The organism is Methylocaldum sp. GT1TLB, from assembly GCF_051027445.1.
Lineage (GTDB): Bacteria > Pseudomonadota > Gammaproteobacteria > Methylococcales > Methylococcaceae > Methylocaldum.
Genome location: NZ_CP194898.1, coordinates 2,971,445 through 2,994,951, shown reverse-complemented (window position 1 = coordinate 2,994,951; position 23,507 = coordinate 2,971,445). Strand labels below are relative to the sequence as shown.

Sequence of the window (23,507 nt, the reverse complement as noted above, 5' to 3'; positions counted from 1 at the left end):
GCCCGTAAATACCCTCCTGGTATTTCGGGCCGCCGCCCAGGCCCGGTACACGCCCGGCCTGGGCTCACGCGGCTTGTCGCCGCGCCGGGGCATCCTTGCCCCGGATTAACCCGGCCTATATTTATAGGCCGGGTTAATAATCGGAGCCTCCTCAACCTAAGCCGCATCATTCCTGCGCATAGGGGTGCCCAGTCCGCTCGCATACCCATAGCGTTCTATTACCTGCCCCCAGCGTCGGGTAATTTCCTCCCTCAGTTCCGGGGTGAGGTCGTAGCGATTGGTACGATAATCGTTCGTCTCTTCTAGGTACTGCTTCAATTTGGGAAGCATTCGCTCGAAATCGCTTAGTTCCAGCTGGTCATACAGCTTACGGAGTTGCCCGACCGGATCTTGCACGAGGTCCTCGTATCGCAGTTCATGGAAGCGGGGGGCGTGGAGCAGCGGGCGTGCTTCCTTGATCTTCTGGAACATATGCAAGAAATTTTCGAACACATAGTCTTCCAGATCGTCGTATTTCGGTTCTTGCAGGCCCTGAGCCTCGTACAAGGATTTCCACAAATGCATCGTCGAGAGAAACAGGGTGTAAGGGTCGCGCACGATATGAACGAACTGTGCATCCGGAAACAGCTCGAGCAAGACCTTGATTCGATAAGTGTGGGTGGGGGATTTCAACAGGATACGTTTGGGGTTGCGTATCGTCAGCTGCTTGAGAAATTTTACGAAGCCGTCTTTCCAGCGCTGCAGCTCCCGCGACGGGACGTCTTCCAGACTGAAATATTCGGGGCAGGGATTGCGATTGGGAAAGGCGATCTTCTGGTAAGGGGAGGGCAGTCCGAGATTGCACAGCGCAAACTCGTCTTCCTGGGGACGTTCCCAACCCATGGCCATGTTGTCGAACGGCCGCTGCTCCGGTAATAGAGCCTTGAACAGGAAACCGAGCCAGTGCGCATCGAACCGCTCCGTGAGCAGAAAGCGGTTAGGGTTGAAGCACACGTAAGTGGTTGGATAGGTGAAACGGTCGTCCAGGGCGAGAAGCTCGTGGAGCCACGTGGTGCCGGAACGCCAATGTCCGATGATGAACAAGGGCGCTTGCTTGATTTCCGTTCTGCGTACCCGACGGTTCCATATCAGCTCTTGCAGACCGTGGCTCAAGCAGCCCAGCAATATGACGAATGTCATGGCCACAATCCGGGGTATGCGTCGCACCCCAACGTCAAATCTGTTGTGTGCCAACATTCTTAGCCAGCCGAGAAAATTGCCCCCGAGCCAGATTTTGGCATACGACTTCTTTTCGCTCCGTGTCTTGCTATCGGTTGTATTCGTGGACAAATCCATTTGGGCGATTCCTTCTGTAAGGTTTAAATGAGTGACGGCGAGGCGTTTCCTCTGCGACGCGAAGCGTTCACTACGGCACGAAAAGTCGGCATCGGGACTGCCTCATTGCGCACCTGCGACCGATCCGCAGCGATCCCGCTCAAACTCGGCCTTGGTGCATGTCGTGACGAGCGGAAAGTACTCTCCCATGTGCGCCGTAATGGCGGCGGGGTCGTTGTTGGTGCCGGCATAGTAGAGCAGCGCCTCGGTAAACGCCGGGTTTGGCTGCATGTGGCGCAGGATCAACGCCGGTATGGTATCGGTCGTAGGTAACCAGTTGTCTGCGTTGGCGGGCCGGTTCTCCGGATTGGAGAAGGCGAACGTCACATAGCCATCGCCATCTTGCGCCGTTTGGGCATCGTACAAGCAGCCGTTAGTAGTCCATAAGCTCGAAGTATTGTGCATGCACAGAGACCAATAGCGGAGCTGCTCGTTGCCGGAAATATCGTCCGCAATACCCTGGAGACCCTGGGTGTCGGGGAAGCTGGGCGCCCTGAAGCGCATCACCGTCACCTCGCCGCGCGAGGGACTCAAAAACACCAATAGATACCCGGTCTGAGCGTTGTAGTAGGTGCCCCGGCCGCTTGGCTGCGGCGTCACGGCCCGATAACGCGCCAGACCGTTGTTGAAATCGGAGGCGGAGGGACTCGGTATGCCCCCTGCTGCGGATGGGCCGTCGATCACGCGGAGTCGAGGCTCGTCCCTCTCGGCGGGTAAGATTTGTGTTTCCCGCGTTTCTTCCGGCGACTCGGCGCTTTCTACTAATCTGATGAGCGCTCGCTTTTCTGCGTCCTGGATCTTCCGCATTTTCTCGCACATCCCGTGAATGCCTTCCAGGCTGGTCTTTGCAGGGTCATCGACGACGAAATAGAAATCCGGCTGAGGAATGCCGCCGAGCGAATCCGTGCCCGGATCGGGCAGGTACACCCGGTAGGCTACGGAGTTGTATTCCGTCGTGCCCCCATCGTAACGATAGCCGCCGTAGAGGATATTCGCCGGCCTCGGCGGCTTAGGCGGCCGAGCTTCGGGCGGCACGTCCAGTAGATCGACGGTGTAAGCGCTTTCCGGGACGTACGGCGTATTCGGGAGGAACGGGTTTTCGCCGCGGTCGGGGACGATGTCGGTGTCGGCCAGCAGTGCCGTCGAAAACCCCAGGAAATCGTGGTTCTGCCAGGACATATAGCGCGCTCGAGGGAACCCGGTACGGAACCGGAAGTGCCCACCGGGTGGATATGCCGGGAGCGCCTGCAAGAACCAGTACACGGCGTTACTTTCTATGGCCGGTGCAGTACTGCTCTGAATCAACCAGCCCGCGCATTCCGTGAGGGGAACCTCCTGGCCTCGGACCAGGTCCTCCTGGGCAAAACTTTCGCCGGGAAGCAACCCGAGCAGGCCGCTTCCCATCACTCCTGATATCGTCACAAGCTTGCGGAACGAATCCTTCATTGCACACCTCCTTAAAGGCAATGGGCCAATCCTTGGCCAGTCGAAGACATCCCCCGAGCTTTGTGCTTTGCCATCTACTGTATTTGCTGACAATTCCATTTGAGTGGTTCTTTCCGGTGTAAGCCCCAAGGAAATGACTAAGGAGCGAAGCGGTTCTTCGAAACGCCGCTTCGTCCGTGCCGCGCGTCAACGGCATCGCTCCTCATCACCGCGTACCTTGCGGCGCCAGCCCGCAGCGATCCCGCTCAAACTCGGCCTTGGTGCATGTCGTGACGAGCGGAAAGTACTCTCCCATGTGCGCCGTAATGGCGGCGGGGTCGTTGTTGGTGCCGGCATAGTAGAGCAGCGCCTCGGTAAACGCCGGGTTTGGCTGCATGTGGCGCAGGATCAACGCCGGTATGGGGCCGCTAGCGACGGGCAACCAGTTGGTCGCGTTGGCGGGCCGGCTCTCCGGATTGGAGAAGGCGACCGTCACATAGCCATCGCCATCTTGCGCCGTTTGGGCATCGTACAAGCAGCCCGTGGTAGGCAGCCCGGCCGTGGCATCGTGCATGCACAGAGACCAATAGCGGAGCTGCTCGTTGCCGGAAATATCGTCCGCAATACCCTGGAGACCCTGGGTGTCGGGGAAGCTGGGCGCCCTGAAGCGCATCACCGTCACCTCGCCGCGCGAGGCGCTCAAGAACACCTGGAGATAGCCGGTCTGGGCGTTGTAGTAAACGCCCTGGCCGTTCGGACGCGGTGTCACCACGCGGTAGCGGGCCAGATCATTGTTGAAATCGGAGGCGGAGGGACTCGGTATGCCCCCTGCTGCGGATGGGCCGTCGATCACGCGCTGGCCAATTTCTTCCTTCGCAATATTTGAAAGCGGCCTATCCTGCCTTGTCGCCAGAGACTCGGTGGTTTGAGCTACTGCGATAAGCGCTTGCTTTTCTGCGTCCTGGATCTTCCGCATTGTCTCGCACATCTCGTGAATGCCTTCCAGGCTGGTCTTTGCAGGGTCATCGACGACGAAATAGAAATCCGGCTGAGGAATGCCGCCGAGCGAATCCGTGCCCGGATCGGGCAGGTACACCCGGTAGGCTACGGAGTTGTATTCCGTCGTGCCCCCATCGTAACGATAGCCGCCGTAGAGGATATTCGCCGGCCTCGGCGGCTTAGGCGGCCGTGCCTCGGGAGGCACATCCAGTAGATCGACGGTGTAAGCGCTTTCCGGGACGTACGGCGTATTCGGGAGGAACGGGTTTTCGCCGCGGTCGGGGACGATGTCGGTGTCGGCCAGCAGTGCCGTCGAAAACCCCAGGAAATCGTGGTTCTGCCAGGACATATAGCGCGCTCGAGGGAACCCGGTACGGAACCGGAAGTGTCCGCCCGGTGGATATGCCGGGAGCCCCTGGACGAACCAGTACACGGCGTTACTTTCTATGGCCGGTGCTGTACTGTTCTCCATTATCCAGCCCGAGCATTCCGTCAGGGGAACCTCCTGGCCTCGGGCCAGGTCCCCCTGGGCAAAACTTTCGCCGGGAAGCAACCCGAGCAGGCCGCTTCCCATCACTCCTGATATCGTCACAAGCTTGCGGAACGAATCCTTCATTGCACACCTCCGTGTAAAGATATGAGCCAACTCCATGGCCAACTGGAGATATCCCGTGAACTTCGTGCTTCGTTATCGATTTGCCGATGAATTCGATTGGGCGATTCCTGATTGCATTAAGAAACATTAACCCGGAATGTGATGCGCGCCCTCGATCGCACGAGGTTTGCGACTGCGTTCGGGAAGGAAGCCATCGTCGCCGTATTCGCGCGTATCAACGCCAATATGCGCCAAGACGGCGTCCGCCATTTCTTCAGCGCTAAACCTTGCTGCGATCGCCCGAGTGTTCTCGGTCAGTTTCCTGTGCAGCATCTCATCGGTGAGCAGGCGCTCGAGCTGTTGGGCCAGGTCCTCGCTGTTCCAGGTTTTGAAGGTCAAACCGCCCGCCTTTTCGCCGTGCCGAATCACCTCGGTGATCCCGCCGTAATCGGGAACCAGCACCGGTGTTCCATAGCTCATGGCCTCGACGGCAACCAAGCCGAAAGGTTCTCGATAGACTGACGGATACACCACACACCGGCTATGTGCGTAAAGCGCATTGCGAACCTCGGGCGAAACAGTGCCGGCATGGTGGACGACTATGCCGAGATAGTCGGCGAGCTCCGCGATTATTTTCTTATACGCTCGGCCTTTAGCCGTGGCACCGCAAATGACCAGTTGCATGGGAATTCGGCGGACGTCGAGGAGTTTGGCTGCGTAAAGCAAAAGATCGATGCCTTTTTCAACCTCCTGGCGTCCGATGTACGAAACGATCGAAATTCCTTTAAGGAGATTCGGAAACGCGGTTTTGAGAATCGAAAGAGGAGGTTTTTCGGTCGATTCCGGGAGATCGACGCCGTTATAGATAACCCGCAACCGCTCCGGATCGAGAGCCATCTCGTCTACAATGCGATTGCGATAATCCTGGCTGATCACTATGGCAGGCCAGGGCGAACCTTGAGTGACCTCGTTCAGCCGCTCGCGATATTCTGCAAACAAACCGGCCCGCCGCGCGTACTTGGCAAAGTCCTCGTCTCCTTGAAAGGTCAATAGGTAGTCAAAGGGATGAGTACCGTTTTTCTTCGCCGCCAGAGCGAGAGGTCCGATCGAGCCGAAGCTCATCATGAGATGGTCGACTTCGTCCAGGGCAAGATATTTGAGCAGCCGCTTGACGAGGAAACGATCTGGATTCGGCGTTTCATAAAGAGACCCGATGAGGTTCACCAGCAGTCTATCGATAAAGCCGGGGAAGTTCTGGGCAAGTCGAACTCGTAATCTGAGCGGAATTAGGTACAGGAGCGAGCCTATGATTCTGTCCAGAAACTCGGACGGTCGTCGAAACTGATAGCGGGTTGCCCGGCAGAGCATCCTTTGCTGGATTCCGTCGGCCACGAGGTCCGGGTTGCATTCCAGCATCCAATAAACGGCCACTTTGAAACCCCGTCTATGCAGAGCATTGGCAAGGGTGATGTCGCGTACGGTGGAGCCGAGATAGGAGCCATTGCCGATTGTGACGAAGGCAAACGCAGGCTTGGAATTCATTGGAAAGTCTCCTCCCTGGGAAATTGCTGATTCTTCTATTCAGCCGGTACTTCATGTAAACGCACAGATCATTCCAACATCGCCGCTCCAGCGCGAACGCGACTGGTTCGTTCGATCGTCCGCTGTCTCCAGGCATATCCCTGCCTCGGAACAGGCCGATGGAACGCCGTCAGGGCTCCCGACACCGCTGCACCGGGGTTGTCGCCGCGACGCTAGAGAATTTTCCTCTTTCGTGTAGCGCCCCCACGGGTGTGATAGGTCGGCAATCCTTTGCCGACGCCCTGGATCGGTGAGAGGCTTTGTCGGCAAAGGATTGCCGACCTGCAACCTTCCCAACCCACGCCGCTAGACCGTAATGAAAAACGCGCTAGAACGTGTACGCGGCGCCCACGAAGAACGAATAATTCAGGAGGCTGCCGAACTCGCTGTCGCGAGAGCCCGTGAAACCGTTGGCAATGACGTACAACAGCGTATGGTCGGTGGCTTCGTATTCGAAGATGCCGATCAGGCGGTCGGACTGGTCGTTCAGATTGTGGATCACCCGGAAATTCACGTTGAAATCGTTCCAGATCTCGGTATCCGAATACTGGAGCATCATGTAGTCTTGGCGAAACATGGGATCGGTGGAGTCGATTTCGCCCCTAAGGAAACATTGATCGATGCGATCCCGCAGGCAGCCGTTTTCGTTATGGAAATATTCCAGGTTGACGGTCGGTCCGGCCTCGAAGGTGTACGAGGCGCCTCCCAGTAATTCGAAGTCGCCGTAATCGCCGTGGGCGCCTTCTCCGTAGAGGAGCAGCGCGTCGGTCACGTTCCAGCCGCCGAAAAAGCCGACCCGGTAGCCGGTGTGTTCCCGGTACGAAGGGATGACGGAAAAGTACTTGCCGTCCCCGGTCCAATCGATCTTGAAGGCATAACCCGGCTGAAAGTTCTGGCCTTGCGCCGAGCCGTCGGCGAATCCCGCTTGGTTGAGACCGAAACCCTGCTGCCGTCCCAACCGGCCTTCATCCGTATTGGCGATGAACGAAACGGCCCAGGTGGAATTCGGTATCCACACGGCCCGCGCATAGCCGAGTCCGGGAACTTCCACTCTCGGGTTGTTCCGCCCGTTCTCCTTGTTGAACGGGTTGGACGAAGACAGGAGCACCGACGGCCCCCACTGAAGGTTCTCGCGGCCGTAGGAGACGAACAACTCGTCCATCAGCCGATAGCGGGCGAACCACTCGTTCGTGTAGAACTGCGCCAGGCTGTCTTCTTCGCCCTCCGGGAACCCTTCTTCCCAGCGCTGCCACAGGTAGATGAAGCGTTGTTTGATACCCAGTTCCAACCGGCGGAAGTCCAGGTTGAGATCCACGCGCGGGTTGATCGACGCCTGATAAGTGGATATCTCCAGGATATTATTGGGATTCAGGCGCGAATTCATTTCCGGTTCCTGGAAAATTCCGAAAGCCAGGACGTTGATCCGCGAATAGAAGCCGTTCTTGATCTCGTCGAAAATGCTCACCGGCCCCGTGGATACGATCACGGGTTCGGTGGCCGCGGCCGCCGTTCCCGATATTGCGCACATGACAAAAACCCATAGTCCCCACGTTAGTCCACCGTTTTTTTTCATTTCATAAAGAGGTTGAGATTGAATACGTAATCCGGAAGTGGCTCGAACCGAGGCTTGGTGAGGTTGAGATAGGTCACGTCCTCGCTCATCAGTTCGTCGTACATGGTGATTTTGGAAATGAACGGGCGCTCCTTTCCGTCGATAAGCACTTTATTGCCGTATTCCATTTCAGCCAGTTTGAATTTCTTTCCCGATACCGTGAAGTACTCCGCTTTCACCCCCACCAGGCGCTTTTTCGAAATCCAGTATTTGATACGATCATACGTGGTCTTGTCGTTCTTGCTGGTGAGATCGAAAACATAGCATTCCTCGTCGCCCACCGTGTCGTCGGGCAACTGAGCAGCATTGTAGTCCTCGGCATAATTGGTCGAGGCGATGTCACCGTAGGCCGCGTTGCCCATTAGTTTCTGGCGCTGCGAAATGGGGACCGCCTTGCTCAGCCCCGGTTTGTAGAACCACATGTTGTTGTTCGACATGAGCAGCTTGTTGCCCTTGTACTTCGGCGGTGCGAGGCTTATTCCGGAGATGTCGAAGCCGCGCGCCTTGATGTCGTAATTCAAAGAGTCGGTACGGCCGTTTTCGATGGACTCTATCACCACTTCCCAGGAAATGCCCAGGAGGTTGCCCCGCGATTGATCCGCCGTCTTCAGTATAGTCTTGACGTCCGGCGAAGCCGACAACGGCGCGGCGGACAGCAATCCGGCCAGGATTAGCAAGCTTCCGAGCAAGAGGGTCGTTCTCATCGTCTTCTCCTTGTACTTTATCTACTCCATCGAAGCGGTCAACTGTCGCTCCTAGGTTCAGGTATGTCCCAGAGCGCCGACGATCTGCATGCGAGCTGCCGTGCGCGCCGGGAGACTGGCTGCGGCCAGGGAAAGAACGATCAGCAGCAGGATGCTGTAGAGCATGTAATCGGGCACCAGGTAGACCTCCAATGGCACCCGGCGGGTGATTTGGGGCGGTATCCAGGTCGGTTTGAAAAATGCGACGCCCGACCAGGTGATCAGGGTGAGGACCATGCCGAGCAGCGATCCAAGAATCCCCAATAACATGCTTTCGGCCGCGAACAGTCCGACGATGCCGCGGCGCTTGAACCCCAGTGCCCGCAGCGTGCCGATCTCGCGGGTCCGTTCCATGATCGCCATGCTGACGGTATTGATCACGCTCATGACGACGATGGTGAACACGATCAGGAAGGTGAACAGGAAGATCACGTCGAACATCTGCTTCACCTTGGTGTAAAAGGTGGAAAGCTCGTTCCAGGTCTTGACTTCCAGCTTCAAGCCTTCTGCCGCCAGTTCTCCGGCCAGCTGGGCGCGCACGGTTTCCGTTGTGTCGTCGTTCGTCAGCAGCAAGGTCAGGCGATCCACGCTGCCGGTATCGTAGAGGCTCTGGGCGAACTTGAGCGAAACCGACATGAGCTTGTCCTCCAGCGCTTCGACCGGGCCATCGAAGAGCTGAAACACCTGGGCGTCGAGCGCGTTGATCTGTCCCGACACGGTGGGCGCCATGGCGACGGCGTCGGAGCCCAAGTCCAGATTAAGCTGCTCCGCCAGTCCCCGGCTCAGGCCGATGCCGTGAATGACGTCGTCCTCCAGGGATTTGCCGTCGAACAACTGGATTTTCCCTATCATCCCGCGGGCATGCTCGTTGATGCGGCGCACGGCGGACGGCACTCGGCCGGCGGCGATGAAGATCGTCGACACCTTCCCGTTGCTCAGAAGTCCCGAAATGTGGAGCTGCGGTGCCACCACCACGATTTCCGGATGCCGGGCCAGCACCTGTTGAATGACTCCCATCTCTTCTTCGTCGATGAGATAACGGGTCGGATCGAGTTTGCCTTCCTGGAGAAAGCCGGTCTTGAAAACGCTGAGATGGCCGTTACCCTGCGCGTAGATGTAGGAATCCTTGAGGCTGGTGAAGATGTAGGCGGTGAATCCGCCCAGGGTGTTGACCGCCGCAAAGCCGAGGCCGATCGCCAGAATCGTGAACAGCGACCGGCGCCGATTGCGGAAGAGATTTCTTAAGGCGAGCTTGATCCAGGTCATCATAAGCCCACCGATCGGTCTAGCCGCATGGCCGGTTGCTCCGGCGACCTGTCATCGATGATCTCGCCGTCGCGCATCTGAATCTGACGCTCCACACGTTCCAGCAGGCGCTGGTCGTGCGTGGAGAACACGAAGGTCGTGCCGTTGTTGCTGTTGAGTCGTCGCATGAGCTCGGTAATCCTCAAGGCGTTTTCGGAATCCAGATTGGCCGTGGGCTCGTCGGCGATCACCAGTGCCGGATCGGTAACCAGGGCCCGCGCGATCGCGACGCGCTGCTGCTGTCCGCCGGAAAGCTTGGCGGGACGATGCGCCGCGTGGTCGTCCAGCCCCACTTCGGCCAGACGCTTGCGCGCCGCTCGCCTTGCCTGTGCCGTGGAAACTCCGGAGATCTGCAGCGGAAGCATGACGTTTTCCAGAGCCGAGAGTACCGGAATCAGATTGAAGCTCTGGAAGACGAATCCGATTCCGCGGTTTCGAAGCTCGCTGCGCTGGTCGTCCGACAGCGCGGCCACATCCTGGCCTTCGAAACGCACCGTACCCGAAGAGCATACGTCGAGCAGCCCGATAAGATTGCAGAGGGTAGACTTGCCGGAACCCGACGGACCCCAGACGGCCACGAATTCGCCCCTATGAATAGACAGATTCACTGTCTTGAGAGCCGTTATACGGCTTTCGCCGAGGTGATAAACCTTCCCGACCTGGCGAAGCTCTACCAGCAGCGGCGGACCAATCCTGCTCATTATTCAATCCTTTGTGTGTTGATGGCGTTTAGGCTTGCCCCGCTTCCGTCTCCGCAGTCGCGGCGCCGGCATAGGCAATGACGAACTCTTCCAGGCGTACCGTCCGTACCATAATCGTTCGGCCGCTGTCTCGATGGACGATGTGGATCAGACCGTCCTCGCCTATGGCCTGCGCCTCGTAGGCTTTCGGCGAGCCGTTCATGCCGAGACCCAGCAACTTGGCGGCGACTTCCTTGGCGCACCACAGGCGGGTGGCCCATTCGTCGGGGTCGCCGCTCGTGTCACGGAGAAGCGAGCGTTCCGATTCGCCGGCCATGGTCTCCACGAAGCTCGGCTGGCGCGGGCGGATCGGTTCGATATCCACGCCCACGGGTCCCGCATGGGCGATGGCGATAGCGCGATGTTCGCTATGGCTGATGCTGAGCTGCGGCAACCGGTTCGCCTCGGGGACCGGCGCCACCTCGGGCTGGCCCTGGTCGTTGTTGCGAATGATCAGGGCGGCCGGGTGCAGCATTTCTTCCGTCCCGGCTTGCCGCGCCAGCCAGTCGCGCACGGCATCCTTGGCTGCGATGCGCCCCAGCAGCCAATGCTGCAGGCCCGGAGCATGCGAGCGCATGTCGGAAAACGTCTCCATCTCGTCCAGATGAAGGCAGAAGCGAGCGAGGAGCGTACTGTCGAAGCCGGCGATGTCTTCGCCTGAGATCATGCGGCAGCTGGCGGAAGGCGGGAGTGCCGGCAGGTCGAGCGCATGGCTCAGCAAATAGCGGGTCGGCAGGCGGCGAAAATTAAGTAGCCGCTTCTCCCAGCGGAACTTCCAGTCCGTCCAGTCCCTGATCCGCATCCAAACGGCGCTCGCGCCGTCCTGAATCTCGATGTCGGCGGAAAGGAGCTTGCCTTCGTCGCGGGTGATTTCGATTCGCACCGGGCATCGTGTTCCCGGCGTCGGGGTAGGCCGGTATAGCTCGAGCTTGCCGATGCCGACGGGAAAGACGTAGCGCTCTTTTTCCATGGCCCAGATTCCGATCAATTGTCCGACCGCATCGAGCAACGCCGGCTCGGTCAGAAACTGGGGCTTGCGTATGGATCGGAACATGATCTCGGGCGCTTTGACCACCAACTCGCCGGCGGCGCCCCGATCGCCCAGCACGATCTCCCCGACCAGGCATTGATACACGGGTCCGTGGAATAAGTGGCGGCCCCGGTAAATTTCCTCGGCGCTTTTGGGATAGAGACGGGCATTGGCGAACTCCGTGAAGCTGAGCTCGAGATCGAGACGATAGTAGGGCGCGAACAGGACGCGAGCCTGGATCGCCGGAGTCGCTTGGTCTTCGATATGGATGGCGGCGGCGATATTGCAAGTGTTCCGTTCGGCATCCCATTGCTCGAAACGGGCCGAAATCCGGAGACACAGGCGGTCGGTGTCGGCCAGCTCGATCCAGCGCGTGGCCTTCACGTCCTCGAAGCCGATCAGCCCGTAGCCGGGTGCGAGGCAGGCAGCCGTTTCCGCCAGGATCTCCAGGCTCAGGGTCATGGGAACTACCGGCAGACAGGCGAATAGCGGTTTCACCCCGGGCGCATGGACGAAGGCGTGATCCGCGAGATGCAGATCCTCGTCCAGGGTCAACTCGCGCTCCACGGTAATCGACTGGCCGGGCACATGATCGAGAATGCGCCCGATGAAGGGCAAAACGGGCTCGTCGCCGCGTTCCGCGTTTTGCCTGCTCCAGTCCTGTGCCACCGATGCCGGGTCGAACGCATCCCTCGGCTCGTCGGATGTCGCCGTCGATTCGGCTGGGGAAGGTTCTGGAGTTTCGAGCTCCCTCAGTGACTCCACCTCGTATACCCGCCCGATCAAGGGCGGAAGATCGCTTTCCGTTGCGCGGCTCGATAGTTCCTTCATGATCAGACCTTTTCCAAAACGAGACCCGTAATCGTGAGTCCCGGTCCAAAACCCAGGCAGACGACGCGTCTCCCGCGGGGAATCGACTTGTCGTCCAGGATCGCTTTCAGGATATGCGGCACGGTCGCAGAAGACATGTTGCCGTTCTCGCGGAATACCTCCTTGCTGACCTCCACCTGATCTTCCCGCAGACCCAGTTCGTCCTGAATGTGTTCCACGATCTTCGGCCCGCCCGGATGAATGGCAAAGGTCAGTCCATCCTTCTCCGTGTCGAAATCGATCTCTACCCGCCGCAATAATGACTGGACGAAAGACCGGATGTGCTTCTTGAGGACCACGGGCACCATGACCGACAGGGTCATGTGGAATTGATGAGACCCCGGCACCCAGGTCATGTCCTCGGCGGAATCGGGCAGGAGATGTTCGTTGAACGCCAGGACCTTGAGGCCGGGAATTTTTCTCTCACGCGCCACCGGTTCCGGATACATCGAGTAGCGGATGAATCCGTCCGCGAACAAGGTCATGGTAATGATGTTCTCGGCACGGAAGTCCTCGATGTTGTTGTGGATCGACAGCAGTTCGGTGTGGATGATGTCCACCCGCTCCTTGGGCGGAGTCACCAAGCATTGCGAGGACGACAGAAAACCGTGCGCCATCTTGATGGCGGGGAAGGCGCCGTAGCAGCCCATGTGATAGCTGTGTGTGACCGTGGTGTCGAACCATTCCTTCCGTGCGACCATGCGCTCGACCGGGCTCGGCGCCAGGTAACCGGAGCAGGTCACGTGAATGACATCGTCCGGCGCTTTGGCCCCGTCGTCGTACATCTGGTTCAGACATCCGTCGACCACCTTGCCGTAGCTCTCGTGCCGGGCTTTGAGGTCCACGCCCTTCGGATCGTTCTTGTCCTTGAACAACTGCAAGTACTCATACTCGGGCTCCGCCAACGTGAACTCGCCGTCCGAGAAGCGGATATCGGTGAGGCGGGGAAAGAACACCAATTGCCGGCGCTTGATATGGGAAGGCGAGAGCGCGTACTTGTCCAGCTTCTCTTTCACTTCCCTGTGAACCCGGCGGAAGCCTTCCTTGTCGCAGATGTCATTGTTCAGGCAATAAGCCTTGGCGAAACCGAAGGCCGCCAGTTCGAGAGTGATGCGCTGCGGGACGGGTTTCGATACTCTCACCGGGGTGAAGTCCGCCAGTACCGCACTGTGTAGATTTGCCATATCCATATGCTCCGTTTACTCCTTGTCGGGTTCACTTAGGGGATTTGGTCGAGCGGTCGCGAGGCATCACGCCACCGCCGGTGTCAAAACGGTCGAATCGACCGCGCGCCGCGTGGTTTCATCGCGCGCCGAGGAGCGTCCGAGTCCGGCGGCGATCGCCTCGATGCTCGCTGCGATCACGAGTTCAGGCTCCTGCCGGTCGCGGCGTTCCAATACTTCCAGGCAATGCCGAACCCCGGTTTCTACCGGGATCGGGCGGATGTTCCGGGAAGCATAGAGCTTGCGCAGTTCGTCGTTCACCATGCCGGAGTCCCAAGGACCCCAATTGATCGAGACGGTGTGGACGTTCGGCCACTCCACTGTCAGTCGGTCGGCCAGCTTGTTCAATACCTCGTTGGCCGCGCTGTAGTCGCATTGGCCCACGTTGCCGAACCGGCCGGCGACCGAGGAAAAGAGCACCACGAACTTCAGCTTTGACGGGTCCAGCTTCCGGGCCATGGTCAGCGCCGGAGTGACCTTGGTGTCATAAACCGCGTCGAAGGATTCCGCCGTCTTGGCGCGGATCAGTTTATCGTCGATGACGCCTGCGCCGTGGAGCACGCCGTCGATTCGTCCCCAGCGCGCATAGATGTCGTCGATCAATTGTCCGAAAGCAGCGCTATCGCGCACGTCCAAAGCATGGTAATCGACTTCTGAGCCGGATTCCTTGAGGGCGGCCAGGTTGGCGCGGATCTGTCGTTCCTTGAGAACTCGTCTGAGTGCGGCCTCGACCTCGGCCGGTTTGACCTTACCGCTCTCGCGCCTCATCTCTCCGATCAGAAATTGCCGCAAGGCATCCGGATCGGCGATATTTCGGGTGGATGGCGATTCAGGCTCGGGCATCGGACTCCGTCCCACCAGCACCAGCCGCAGGCGCCGATTTCGCGTCAAGCCTTTGGCGATATCGGCGGTGATGCCATACGCTCCGCCCGTGACCAGAACCACGGCGCCGGAGTCCAGCTCCAGTTCCGGCCTGATGGTGCCATGGTCCGGGCGCTGTTGCAGATCGAGCCGCCAGCGTCCCTCCCTGGTGTGGCCTATTTCCAAGGTTTGATCGTCCGGGCGCAATTCCATCAAGACCCGTTCGATCGACTGGCTGGTCCCCAGGCTCGGATCAAGATCGATGCACTTTACCTTTAGATGCGGCCATTCGCGGGCGGCGCACTTGGCAACCCCGAGGGTGCCCGCTCGCTCTGCCTCGAACAGCCGAGACCGTTTCAGGCCGAATTGTCCGTCCAATGCGGTCAGATTGATCAGCCAGCCGCCCCCGGCCCGAACGTTCTCCTTGAAGTCCTGTTCCAGAGCTTTCAAGGTCAGGAACAGTGCCCGCGCCTCCGAGGGCCGATAGTCCTCGCTGCCTTCTGGCGTCTCCGCGCTCAATAGATTGATCAGCCCGCCCAGCGGTTTCCCGCCGGCTTTAAGGAAATCGCGCAAGCCGTCCAAGCCTTTGGGCGAGGACAAATCGACTTCCAAGCGATCACCGTCCAGGGCGCGGGTTTCGCGACCCGGGACAAGCTGCCGCGTGACATAGCCGATGCTGTTCAGCGCGTTACGAAGCGCCTCGCTGAGCTCGGAGGCATGCCCCAGCAACAGCATCATGGATGGCGTGCCCGGATTGATGACCGTTCCCCCTTCGAGCGGAGCGGGAGCGGGCTTCACGACGTAACAGGCCACGCAGTCCGGTTGTTTGGCACCAGCGGTAGACTCCACCATCTCAACCGGCGAGATCGATGGTGGAGTCTGCAATTTTTTTGGCGAATCGGCGCCTCCCTGCGCTGGTTTCGGTTCCCGCAGCCGGTCGTACCAGGCGATGATCTCGTTCAAGGTCTTGAGACCCGACAGCTCTTCGAGCACCGTTTCCTCGTCACGTCCTTCCAGCAGGTTATGGTGGTCTTTCAGGGCACTGAAAACTTCGATCCGTTTGATGGAGTCGATGCCGAGATCGGCTTCCATGTGGGCATTGAGATCGAGCATGTCTTCCGGATAACCGGTGCGCTCCGATACCGAGCGGAGCAGATCGGCCTTGAACTGCTCGGTGGGCGCGAGCCCGGTGCCGCCGGCTGCCGGCGCCTTCACCGCCACAAGCGGCGCGGTGTCGCCACCGCCGGTGGGTTTGGCGGAGACCGGTCCGCCGCTACGGACGGCGGGCGTCGGAATGACGGACAACGGCCGTTCCCCTGCCGCTTCGGCGGGACCCGCGGTACGAAGCTGAAGCGGCAAAACGGGTGCCGGCGGCACGCCGTTCAGAACCGCTCCGCCGGACGCGGCCGCTGTCGCGACCGGTTGCGCTTGTGCCATCGAGGAGATTTCGGGCGATGCGACCGTCCACTGCTGCGCCGACAACGATGCGCCCGCCAGGTTGGCGTGCAGAAAATCCAGGAAGGAGCACAAGGTTCTTTGTTGCTCGCGCTGCAGATCGATGAGCTGGGCGACGCAGTTCTGGATCAACGAGAATCTCGGATCTGATCCCGCCGGGATTCCCTCTGCTGGCGGCCCCAAAGCCGGCTTCGCGGAGTTGGATGCTTCATGGTTCATCACGGAATACCTCCTTGTGTTGGTTGGAAGATCTTGCACCACGGCCAAGGACGGGCGCGCGCCCGCGGCCTGAGTTGGCGCCATATCGGTGGAAGCCGCCGGGGATTTCAATCCTGTCGGCAACGGCACGACATTCTTGGATGTGTCCGCCGAGTCGTGCCAGGGTACCGCCCGGCCGCCGTTGACCCGCCAAATCAGCGGTCCCGGATTGGCTTTCGCCCGAGCCTGGGCGAACAGCTCCGGCAGCGGACGGTCCGTCAGCCCGCGGTGTCTGAACCAGGTTTCGAAGCGTACCGGAACGCCCAGCGCGAACAGTTGAGTCAGAAGGTGGGAGAGCTGGAGCCAGCCGGGGCGCCCCGGAGCGTCGAGACCCAGAGCGGTGTGCGGCCGATCGGCCAGGATGCGGTCGACGAGTCCGCTCAGCACCAGACCGGGACCGATCTCCAGAAAAATCCGGGCTCCCGCGTCGTAGAGACGGTTCACCTCCTCCACGAAGCGCACCGGCTCGGCCAGATGGCGGGCTAGCAGTGCCCGGATTTCGGCAGGCTCGTCCGGATAGCGGTCGGCCGTGGTATTGCTGAAGATCGGGAACTCGGGAGAGCGGAAGTCGATCTTGGCCAATTCGGCGGCGAGTACGGCGCTGGCATCGGCCATGGCGGCGCAATGGAACGCGCCTCTGACCGCCAGTTTGGTTACGCGTAGAGAGTTCTTGGCCAATACCGCCGCCGCCTCGTCGATGGCTTCAGCCGGGCCGGCGATGATGGTCTGGTCCGGAGCGTTCAAATTGGCAATGCAGACGGCAAGTCCGTGCTCGGCGATCAGCTTTTCGAGCCGAGCGCCATCCGCGTCCACGGCGGCCATTGCCCCTCGGGAACTTTGTCCCGCGTCGGCGGCGATGCGTCCGCGAACTTCCGAGAGCCGGATCAGGTCGTCGCGATCGAGAGCGCCGGCGGCGCACAAGGCGACGTATTCCCCGTAGCTGTGGCCAGCCGTGAAATCGGGATGGACGCCATAGTTCTTGAGCAGTTCGAACGCCGCCAGCTCGACCGCGCCAAGCGCGGGTTGCGCGATCTGCGTTGCATTCAATGCACTCTGTTGCCGTTCCCGTTCCTCGTCGCTGAACGCCGGCAGCGGATAAATGAATCGGGACAGCGGCTGAGGCAGGCGCTCGGCGAGGAGAGTATCTGCCCGCTCGAAGAAGCCGTGCAGTTCGGGCTGCGTTGCGACCAGATCGCGCAGCATGTTGATCTTCTGCGATCCCTGGCCCGGGAAGACAAAGCATAAGCCACCTGCGGCGTCGGACTCCCGATAATAAATGCCTTGAGGATGCCTGATCTCCGCTTTGTCATTATCGCGCAACTCGCGAAGAGCTAAATCGAGCTTTTGCTTGAGATCCGCAACCGACGTGGCGACCATGGCCAGCCGGCAGGCGCGGACGCCCGCGCCGGTTCCCGTTTTGACTTGCTCCGATTGCAGTGAATACGCCAATTGGGCGAGATCGAGATGTTCGGGATATTCGAGTCCCTGTTGCAGGCGTTCCACCGCGTGAACGATGTGAGAACGATTCGGTCCAAAAAAAATGAAGGGTTCGGCGTCACGGGGATTCAGATCGATTGCATCGGTGTCCCGGTAGTCGCCGCCGTATTCTTCCAGTACTGCATGGAAGTTGGTACCTCCGAAACCGAAGGCGCTTACGCCACAGCGTCGCGGATGTCCGTCAGGGTGAGCGAACCAAGGCCGGGTTTCGGTATTGATATAAAAGGGACTGTTTGTGAAATCCACGCGCGAATTGGGCGTTTCGACACCCAAAGTCGGTGGCAGAACGCGATGTTTCAGCGCCAAGGACGCCTTGATCAGCCCGGCAAGACCGGCGCTGACCTTGGTGTGGCCAATCATCGATTTCACCGAGCCGATGGCGCAGGACTGGGGCGCTGGATTGCATTCGCCGAAGGCAGTGTTGATGGATTCGATCTCCGACTTGTCGCCTACGGCGGTACCCGTGCCATGAGCCTCGATCAAACCGACCGTCGACGGATTCACCCCGGCGTCCTCGTAGGCGCGGCACAATGCACGCACCTGGCCTTGCGGATGAGGCGCGGTAAGGCTGCGATTGCGTCCATCGCTGGAAGCGCCGATCCCCTTGATGACGGAGTAGATTCGATCGCCGTCCCGTTCGGCGTCGCTCAGGCGCTTGAGCACCAGTGCCGCGACGCCCTCGCCGATAGCGATGCCGTCCGCACTGTCGTCGAACGGCCGGCATCGCCCGCGGGGCGAAAGGGCATGAGTTTGGGCGAACGCCATGAAAGCCACGGCATTATTGGTGCCGTCGATGGAACCCACCAGGGCCACGTCGGCGTCGCCATTTCGCAATTGCTTGATTGCCACGTCCAGCGCTGCGAGCGACGAGGCGCAGGCGGCGTCGACCGCGAAGTTGGTTCCTCCGAGATCCAAGCGGTTAGCTACCCGGCCGGCCACTACATTGCCGAGGAAGCCGGGGAACGAATCCTCGGTCCAGTTGGGAAGCTCGCGCTCGTAAAGAGTTTGCATGATGTGCTTCCGGGTCGCCTCGGGCAGCCCCGGAACCTTGGGCAGATAATGGGCCAGCAAGGTGCGGAAGATATAAATCGTGCCGAGGTCGTTCATTCCCCCGGAAGCGAATATGGCCGAGGTCCGCTCCTTGGGGAACGGGCGGCGGTCGAGCCCGGCGTCTTCCAGGGCGCGCTTCGCCACGTACAGAGCCAGGAGCTGCATCGGTTCGATGGAGCGCAGAGCGGCCGGGGGAATACCGAACACCGTGGGGTCGAATTGGACGTCGTCGAGGAAACCGCCCCATTTCGAGTAGCTCTTGTCCGGCGTTCCGCGCTTGGGGTCGAAGAAATCGGCCGGACGCCAGCGGTCGTCGCTGACCTCCCGGATGGTGTCCACCCGCCGGAGGATGTTCTGCCAGTACTGGCGCACGTCGCCCGCCTTGGGCAGCAGGCAGGCCATACCGATGATGGCGATATCATCCCGGTTCTGTCGCCGCGTCCAGCGTTTCGCCTCGGGCTCGTGCGCTGCGCCGGCAAGCAGTTCCTGGCTGCCCGTGGCGACCGCAGTGTGAAGCTCGGCGATCGTAAGGGTATTGTTCCTCAGCCGCGCGACTTCGCCCAGCATGTACATGCCCTCGCGCCGTTGCGTCTGGACATTTACCTTGACATACCGGTCGTCCGGGGCTGTTGCCGCGGACTGGCTCTTATGAGCGATACCCTTGGATGCGATGCGCAGTCGGCCGATGTTGAGCAGTTCGAGCACCTTCAGCGTGCGCTCTTCGGATTCCAAAGCCATTTGCAGTTCGCGCCGCGTCCGGTTGAACTCGTCGCAGAATTCCGTCTTGGCGCAACGGGTATAGATTCCGACGCCGGATTGGAGCAAGGCGGTTTCTCGGCAGGCGATCGCCTGGGCCTGAAACTCGTTCACGATCGCGCCGGTGTGGACGATTTCTTCGGTGAAGAGGTATGCCGTGCCCATGACGACCCCGATACTCATGCCGCGGGCGACGAGCGGCGCCGCCAGGACCGAAAGCATCGCAGCCGAAAGCTCGTCGTGGATTCCGCCGGCGAACAGCACCTGAACCGACTCGGGATCCTCCAGCTCGGCCGCAGTCAGGACTTCGATGGCCGATTCCCAGAGGATGAAGCTGGTGCGCGGACCGGTGTGTCCGCCGCATTCGCTGCCCTCGAAAATAAATTTGCGGGCGCCTTCCTTGATGAAGCTGTTAAGCAGCCCCGGCGAAGGTACGTGCAGATAGGTCATTATCGAGAGCGCTTCCAGTTCGCGCGCCTGACTCGGCCTTCCGCCGGCGACGATGGCGAAGGGGGGCTTGATTTCGCGGATGACATCGAGCTGTTCCTGACGCAGTTCCAGCGGCATGAAGCCGAGCAGCCCCACACCCCAGGGGAGATCGCCCATGAGTTTGCGGGTGCTGCTCAACAATGTTTGGATTTGCGGTTTGCGCATGACGGACAGGGCGAGAAACGGAAGCCCTCCGGCGTCCGCCACCGCCTTCGCGAACTGGGCGGTATCGCTGACCCGCGTCATCGGACCCTGAACGATAGGAAACCGGGTGCCGTGTTTGCGCGCCAGAGGCGAGTCGGCGGACAAGGCCTGGTGCGAGCGCGCTTGCTCGATCAGCGAATCCATGCTTTCTTTCACAGCGGTGAGGATGCGGCCTACGGTGCCGTAGCGCTTGGCCAAAGGAGCTGCGAACGCGATATCCTGCCCGAGAGGCAGCAACGCGTCTTCGGTTTCTCCGAGGCGCTGTACCAGCAGGTCCCGCCAGGGTTCACCGCGAACCACCCGTTGCTCCAGTTCCTGGAGCTTATCGCGGCCGGAGCGTGCGAACAGCCGAAACGGGGCTTCTTCCGGTGCGAGCAGAATCGTTTCGCTGCCGTCCAACTGGCTCCACATGCCGCGCAGATTTGAATGAGCGAGCGGGCTTTCGTCGGTCAGCCACAGTTGTTCGCACAATACGACGCCGTTCGCGCCGGCGAGCGCCGCCGCTGCAGCGCTGCGCAGCCCGATTCCGCCTTGAATCCAGTAGGGAATGTTCAGCCGTCCCTTGAGCTCCTGCAGCAGAATGAAAGTCGAGTGGCGACTAACCGATCCGCCCGCTTCATGGCCTTTGACGATCAGTCCGTCGCAGCCGGCGGCGATGGCGGCCTGGGCCGACGGGAAATCATGGACTTCGACGAAAACTCGGCGGGCGATGGATTTGACTCGCTTCCGCAGAGCAGTCAGTTCGGCCGGTGTCGAACCGGCGAGGACAAGGATGGGAACTTGGTATGGTAGGAGTTCGGAAAGTCGGTTGAGGTCTCGGGCTGCCAATCCGAGTACGTCCCAGCGGACCCCCCACTGCGCCGATTGGCTGGCGGCGGACGCCAGGCTGTCAAGCGCCGACGACAATGCATCTGGCATCTCCCGGTAGCCTAGATCCAAGATCCCGATTCCGTGGGCTCTTACGGCCGCGATGGCAATCTGCGGATCAAGACAGTGTGCCGGCGTGATAGCAATAAGCGTTTCCATCCGTTCACCTCCTATGTGATGGATACTTTCCCTAGCTGGAATTCAGATCCTGAAGCTTAGGCGAGCAGGATTTTCCTGAACCCCAGGCATTGCACGCAAAGATAACTTAGAAGAAGCGAGCTAAATCAGTTGCGTGAATTTATGTAAAAACAAGGGGCTAAAAGCCCAATTGTTTCTCAATCCAGTCATTGCGAGCTGATCATACCCAAATTCTCAAAAAAGCAAAAGTACATTTTGCCGTTGACAAGTGCGCCTTAAATTTGTGATTGTGGACTCCGCTAGAAACGGAGCGCGATTATGGACAATCGAATCTCGATTGAGAAACTCATGGAATATGTCGTTCCTGTGACCGAGTCCGGGTGCTGGATATGGATTGGGTCAATGCAGGAGGACAGTAGGCGCATGAACGCAGAGTGGGAAAACGTGCATCCGGACGAGTACTTCTGGGAAGTCCATTTCGGACACATCCCGACTGGACAGTGCGTTTGCCACAAATGCAACGTTCAATGTTGTGTCAACCCTAGTCACCTGTGTCTCAAGGCCACGGAAGGGGTATCCGGCGAGACAGCTTAATCCATTCGAGCCATCACCGACCCGGGCACCGCCCGGATCAGCGGCGGCTTGGCTTAATTCTACCTGGCGGCTTTTTGAATGAGCCCCCGTTCGTAATGCTGCTTGATATCTACGTTGTAGCTTCCGTTTTTCAGCATCGTCTTGACTCGATAGGGTTGCCCACAGGGATCCAGGTCGATTTTCGCCAGATCGACGATGCGATGGGGCTGCGGATTTTTTTCCGAATCGAGCAGCATGATGACTTTCGGTTTGAGTTTTTGCCGAGGGTTGACTTCGATAACGAGGGCTACTTCCTCGTTGCTCATTTCGACGAGGCTTCCGGCCGGGTAGATGCCTAGGCATTCGATGAATTTCGATGCTAGTTCGGCATCAAGATGCTTTCCGCTCTCTTTGTAGAGAATCGCGATCGCCTCCATGTGAGTACGCCCCGATTGATACACGCGATCGCTGGTGACGGCGTCGTAGGTATCGGCAACGGCGACGATCCGGGTAAAAGAGGGGATTTCGGCATCGGTGAGGCCGGTGGGATAACCGGTTCCGTCGAGGTTTTCGTGATGCTGGTAAGCGACCTCGATGGCACCGGGATAGATGCCGTGGGAGGACATGAGTATTTCTCGGCCGTGCACGGTATGCGCCTTTACCAGAGTCATTTCTTCATCGGAGAGCCGCCCCGGTTTGTTGAGGACCTCCAGGGGGACTCTCATCTTGCCCATGTCGTGCATGAGCCCGGACAAACCGAGATTCCGTAGCTCGTCGACGGACATGCCCAAGTGGCGGCCGAGCACGATCGAGAAGATACAGACGTTCATGGAGTGTTGGGACGTGTACTCGTCCCGATTCTTGAGCTGGGTCAACAGCAGCATGGCGTCGGGATTCTTGTAGACGCTGTCCACGCATTCGGAAACGGCCTCTTTTGCAAGCTGAATATCGAGGCCGCGACCGAAGCGGATTTCGTCCATGAATGTCTTGACCAGCTTGCTTGTCTGCTTATGCGTGTTTTCGGCGTTGTCGATCTCTTGTTCGACGGATAGGTGCTTTTCGGGCGGGGCGGCGGTCCACGATATGGACGAGGATTTGGCGGGCTGCTGCGTGTGCTCCGTTTCCGGATATTTTGTTTGGTAGGAATCGATGTAGACGTAATCGCAGACCTTCCGAACGGCTTCGATGTCCGCTTGTGTCGCGAGCATGAATCCTTGAAACAGAAACGGTGAATCCAGCCAAGGACGATCGAGTTCGCATACATACATCCCGATCTTCAGATCGCCGACGGGCACCTTGACCTTACCCAGGGTGGTTATTCCGTGAGAATCAAAAGACTTGTCCATAGGAGGCATTCCAAAAACAATCCGAAAGGCACGATTATTAATCAGGCCCGTAAATACCCTCCTGGTATTTCGGGCCGCCGCCCAGGCCGGTACACGCCCGGCCTGGGCTCACGCGGTTTGTCGCCGCGCCGGGGCATCCCTGCCCCGGATTAACCCGGCCTATATTTATAGGCCGGGTTAATAACAAGTATAGTTGGTGTGATTTTTGAGAATCGTGCTTAAGCCGGTTGGTGCCGATGTCGCTACTTGTTTTGGAGTATTGCGAATGATTTTGAATTTGTTTGGCCGGGCTTGCGGTTATTCAACAAAAAGGGCCTTGGGCTAGGCGTCCAAAGCCCTTTTTGTTTTTCCGACAAAACCAGATCAACGAAACGCTGAACAACTTTGATGTCGTTCATTCTCCTCGTCCGGACCGAGGAGAATCTTCGACAGGTCCATCACGAATGGAATCAGAGCTTACGGTTCGTCGAAGGGCCTGAAGAGCTTTCCGAACATGGCCCGACAGAATTGCGGCAT

General features: G+C 59.3%; 14 protein-coding genes. 1 reads left to right on the top strand and 13 read right to left on the bottom strand.

The genetic code is table 11. From position 1 onward, the window contains the following. Positions 1-156: 156 nt before the first annotated feature. The 11 genes from ACR2R1_RS12990 to ACR2R1_RS12940 all read right to left on the bottom strand — a co-directional run bounded on the left by ACR2R1_RS12990 (position 157) and on the right by ACR2R1_RS12940 (position 21,093). On the bottom strand, positions 157-1,179 hold the full coding sequence (locus ACR2R1_RS12990) for a sulfotransferase family protein (RefSeq protein ID WP_434110384.1): 1,023 nt from the start codon (positions 1,177-1,179) through the stop codon (positions 157-159). 258 nt (positions 1,180-1,437) lie between these two features. Beyond that, positions 1,438-2,820, bottom strand: a complete 1,383-nt coding sequence (locus ACR2R1_RS12985) for a hypothetical protein (protein ID WP_434110382.1) — start codon at positions 2,818-2,820, stop codon at positions 1,438-1,440. 205 nt (positions 2,821-3,025) lie between these two features. Continuing rightward, positions 3,026-4,414, bottom strand: coding sequence for a hypothetical protein (locus ACR2R1_RS12980; RefSeq protein WP_434110380.1), 1,389 nt, complete (start codon positions 4,412-4,414; stop codon positions 3,026-3,028). Positions 4,415-4,540: 126 nt separating this feature from the next. Then, entirely contained in the window at positions 4,541-5,935 is a 1,395-nt protein-coding gene (locus ACR2R1_RS12975) for a glycosyltransferase family 4 protein (protein WP_086133185.1), read from the bottom strand. A 367-nt stretch (positions 5,936-6,302) separates the two neighbouring features. Then, positions 6,303-7,502 (bottom strand): hypothetical protein, encoded by a 1,200-nt coding sequence (locus ACR2R1_RS12970; protein WP_434110377.1) that lies wholly within the window; start codon positions 7,500-7,502, stop codon positions 6,303-6,305. A gap of 41 nt (positions 7,503-7,543) precedes the next feature. Further along, complete coding sequence (locus tag ACR2R1_RS12965; protein ID WP_077730257.1) at positions 7,544-8,290, bottom strand: outer membrane lipoprotein-sorting protein; 747 nt, start codon at positions 8,288-8,290, stop codon at positions 7,544-7,546. A gap of 57 nt (positions 8,291-8,347) precedes the next feature. Next, positions 8,348-9,598 carry an ABC transporter permease gene (locus tag ACR2R1_RS12960; RefSeq protein WP_077730258.1) on the bottom strand — a complete coding sequence of 417 codons (1,251 nt, stop codon included), beginning with the start codon at positions 9,596-9,598 and terminating at the stop codon, positions 8,348-8,350. Continuing rightward, complete coding sequence (locus ACR2R1_RS12955) at positions 9,595-10,335, bottom strand: ABC transporter ATP-binding protein (protein ID WP_077730259.1); 741 nt, start codon at positions 10,333-10,335, stop codon at positions 9,595-9,597. Before ACR2R1_RS12955 ends, ACR2R1_RS12960 begins: the two co-directional genes overlap by 4 nt. A gap of 28 nt (positions 10,336-10,363) precedes the next feature. After that, entirely contained in the window at positions 10,364-12,235 is a 1,872-nt protein-coding gene (locus tag ACR2R1_RS12950; protein WP_434110375.1) for a 4'-phosphopantetheinyl transferase superfamily protein, read from the bottom strand. Between the two features lie 2 nt (positions 12,236-12,237). After that, positions 12,238-13,458, bottom strand: coding sequence for a type III polyketide synthase (locus tag ACR2R1_RS12945; RefSeq protein WP_434110373.1), 1,221 nt, complete (start codon positions 13,456-13,458; stop codon positions 12,238-12,240). A gap of 66 nt (positions 13,459-13,524) precedes the next feature. Beyond that, positions 13,525-21,093: an SDR family NAD(P)-dependent oxidoreductase gene (locus ACR2R1_RS12940; RefSeq protein WP_434110371.1), complete on the bottom strand. Its 7,569-nt coding sequence runs from the start codon at positions 21,091-21,093 to the stop codon at positions 13,525-13,527. A gap of 297 nt (positions 21,094-21,390) precedes the next feature. Between ACR2R1_RS12940 and ACR2R1_RS12935 the strand changes: the two genes are divergently transcribed. Then, positions 21,391-21,666 carry an HNH endonuclease gene (locus ACR2R1_RS12935; protein WP_077730262.1) on the top strand — a complete coding sequence of 92 codons (276 nt, stop codon included), beginning with the start codon at positions 21,391-21,393 and terminating at the stop codon, positions 21,664-21,666. A 59-nt stretch (positions 21,667-21,725) separates the two neighbouring features. Here ACR2R1_RS12935 and ACR2R1_RS12930 read toward each other — a convergent pair whose 3' ends face one another. Beyond that, positions 21,726-22,991 (bottom strand): HD-GYP domain-containing protein, encoded by a 1,266-nt coding sequence (locus ACR2R1_RS12930; protein ID WP_077730263.1) that lies wholly within the window; start codon positions 22,989-22,991, stop codon positions 21,726-21,728. A gap of 242 nt (positions 22,992-23,233) precedes the next feature. Next, a complete protein-coding gene (locus ACR2R1_RS12925; RefSeq protein WP_210023716.1) occupies positions 23,234-23,389 on the bottom strand; it encodes a hypothetical protein in 156 nt (51 codons plus the stop codon). Positions 23,390-23,507: the final 118 nt, after the last annotated feature.

Excerpts from the sequence above, each read along its gene's own strand:
- ACR2R1_RS12935 (WP_077730262.1), top strand. The coding sequence starts at position 21,391 with ATGGACAATCGAATCTCGATTGAGAAACTCATGGAATATGTCGTTCCT.
- ACR2R1_RS12945 (WP_434110373.1), bottom strand. The coding sequence starts at position 13,458 with ATGGCAAATCTACACAGTGCGGTACTGGCGGACTTCACCCCGGTGAGA.
- ACR2R1_RS12980 (WP_434110380.1), bottom strand. The coding sequence starts at position 4,414 with ATGAAGGATTCGTTCCGCAAGCTTGTGACGATATCAGGAGTGATGGGA.
- ACR2R1_RS12940 (WP_434110371.1), bottom strand. The coding sequence starts at position 21,093 with ATGGAAACGCTTATTGCTATCACGCCGGCACACTGTCTTGATCCGCAG.
- ACR2R1_RS12965 (WP_077730257.1), bottom strand. The coding sequence starts at position 8,290 with ATGAGAACGACCCTCTTGCTCGGAAGCTTGCTAATCCTGGCCGGATTG.
- ACR2R1_RS12930 (WP_077730263.1), bottom strand. The coding sequence starts at position 22,991 with ATGGACAAGTCTTTTGATTCTCACGGAATAACCACCCTGGGTAAGGTC.
- ACR2R1_RS12955 (WP_077730259.1), bottom strand. The coding sequence starts at position 10,335 with ATGAGCAGGATTGGTCCGCCGCTGCTGGTAGAGCTTCGCCAGGTCGGG.
- ACR2R1_RS12925 (WP_210023716.1), bottom strand. The coding sequence starts at position 23,389 with ATGAACGACATCAAAGTTGTTCAGCGTTTCGTTGATCTGGTTTTGTCG.
- ACR2R1_RS12950 (WP_434110375.1), bottom strand. The coding sequence starts at position 12,235 with ATGAAGGAACTATCGAGCCGCGCAACGGAAAGCGATCTTCCGCCCTTG.
- ACR2R1_RS12970 (WP_434110377.1), bottom strand. The coding sequence starts at position 7,502 with ATGTGCGCAATATCGGGAACGGCGGCCGCGGCCACCGAACCCGTGATC.
- ACR2R1_RS12975 (WP_086133185.1), bottom strand. The coding sequence starts at position 5,935 with ATGAATTCCAAGCCTGCGTTTGCCTTCGTCACAATCGGCAATGGCTCC.
- ACR2R1_RS12985 (WP_434110382.1), bottom strand. The coding sequence starts at position 2,820 with ATGAAGGATTCGTTCCGCAAGCTTGTGACGATATCAGGAGTGATGGGA.
- ACR2R1_RS12990 (WP_434110384.1), bottom strand. The coding sequence starts at position 1,179 with ATGACATTCGTCATATTGCTGGGCTGCTTGAGCCACGGTCTGCAAGAG.
- ACR2R1_RS12960 (WP_077730258.1), bottom strand. The coding sequence starts at position 9,598 with ATGATGACCTGGATCAAGCTCGCCTTAAGAAATCTCTTCCGCAATCGG.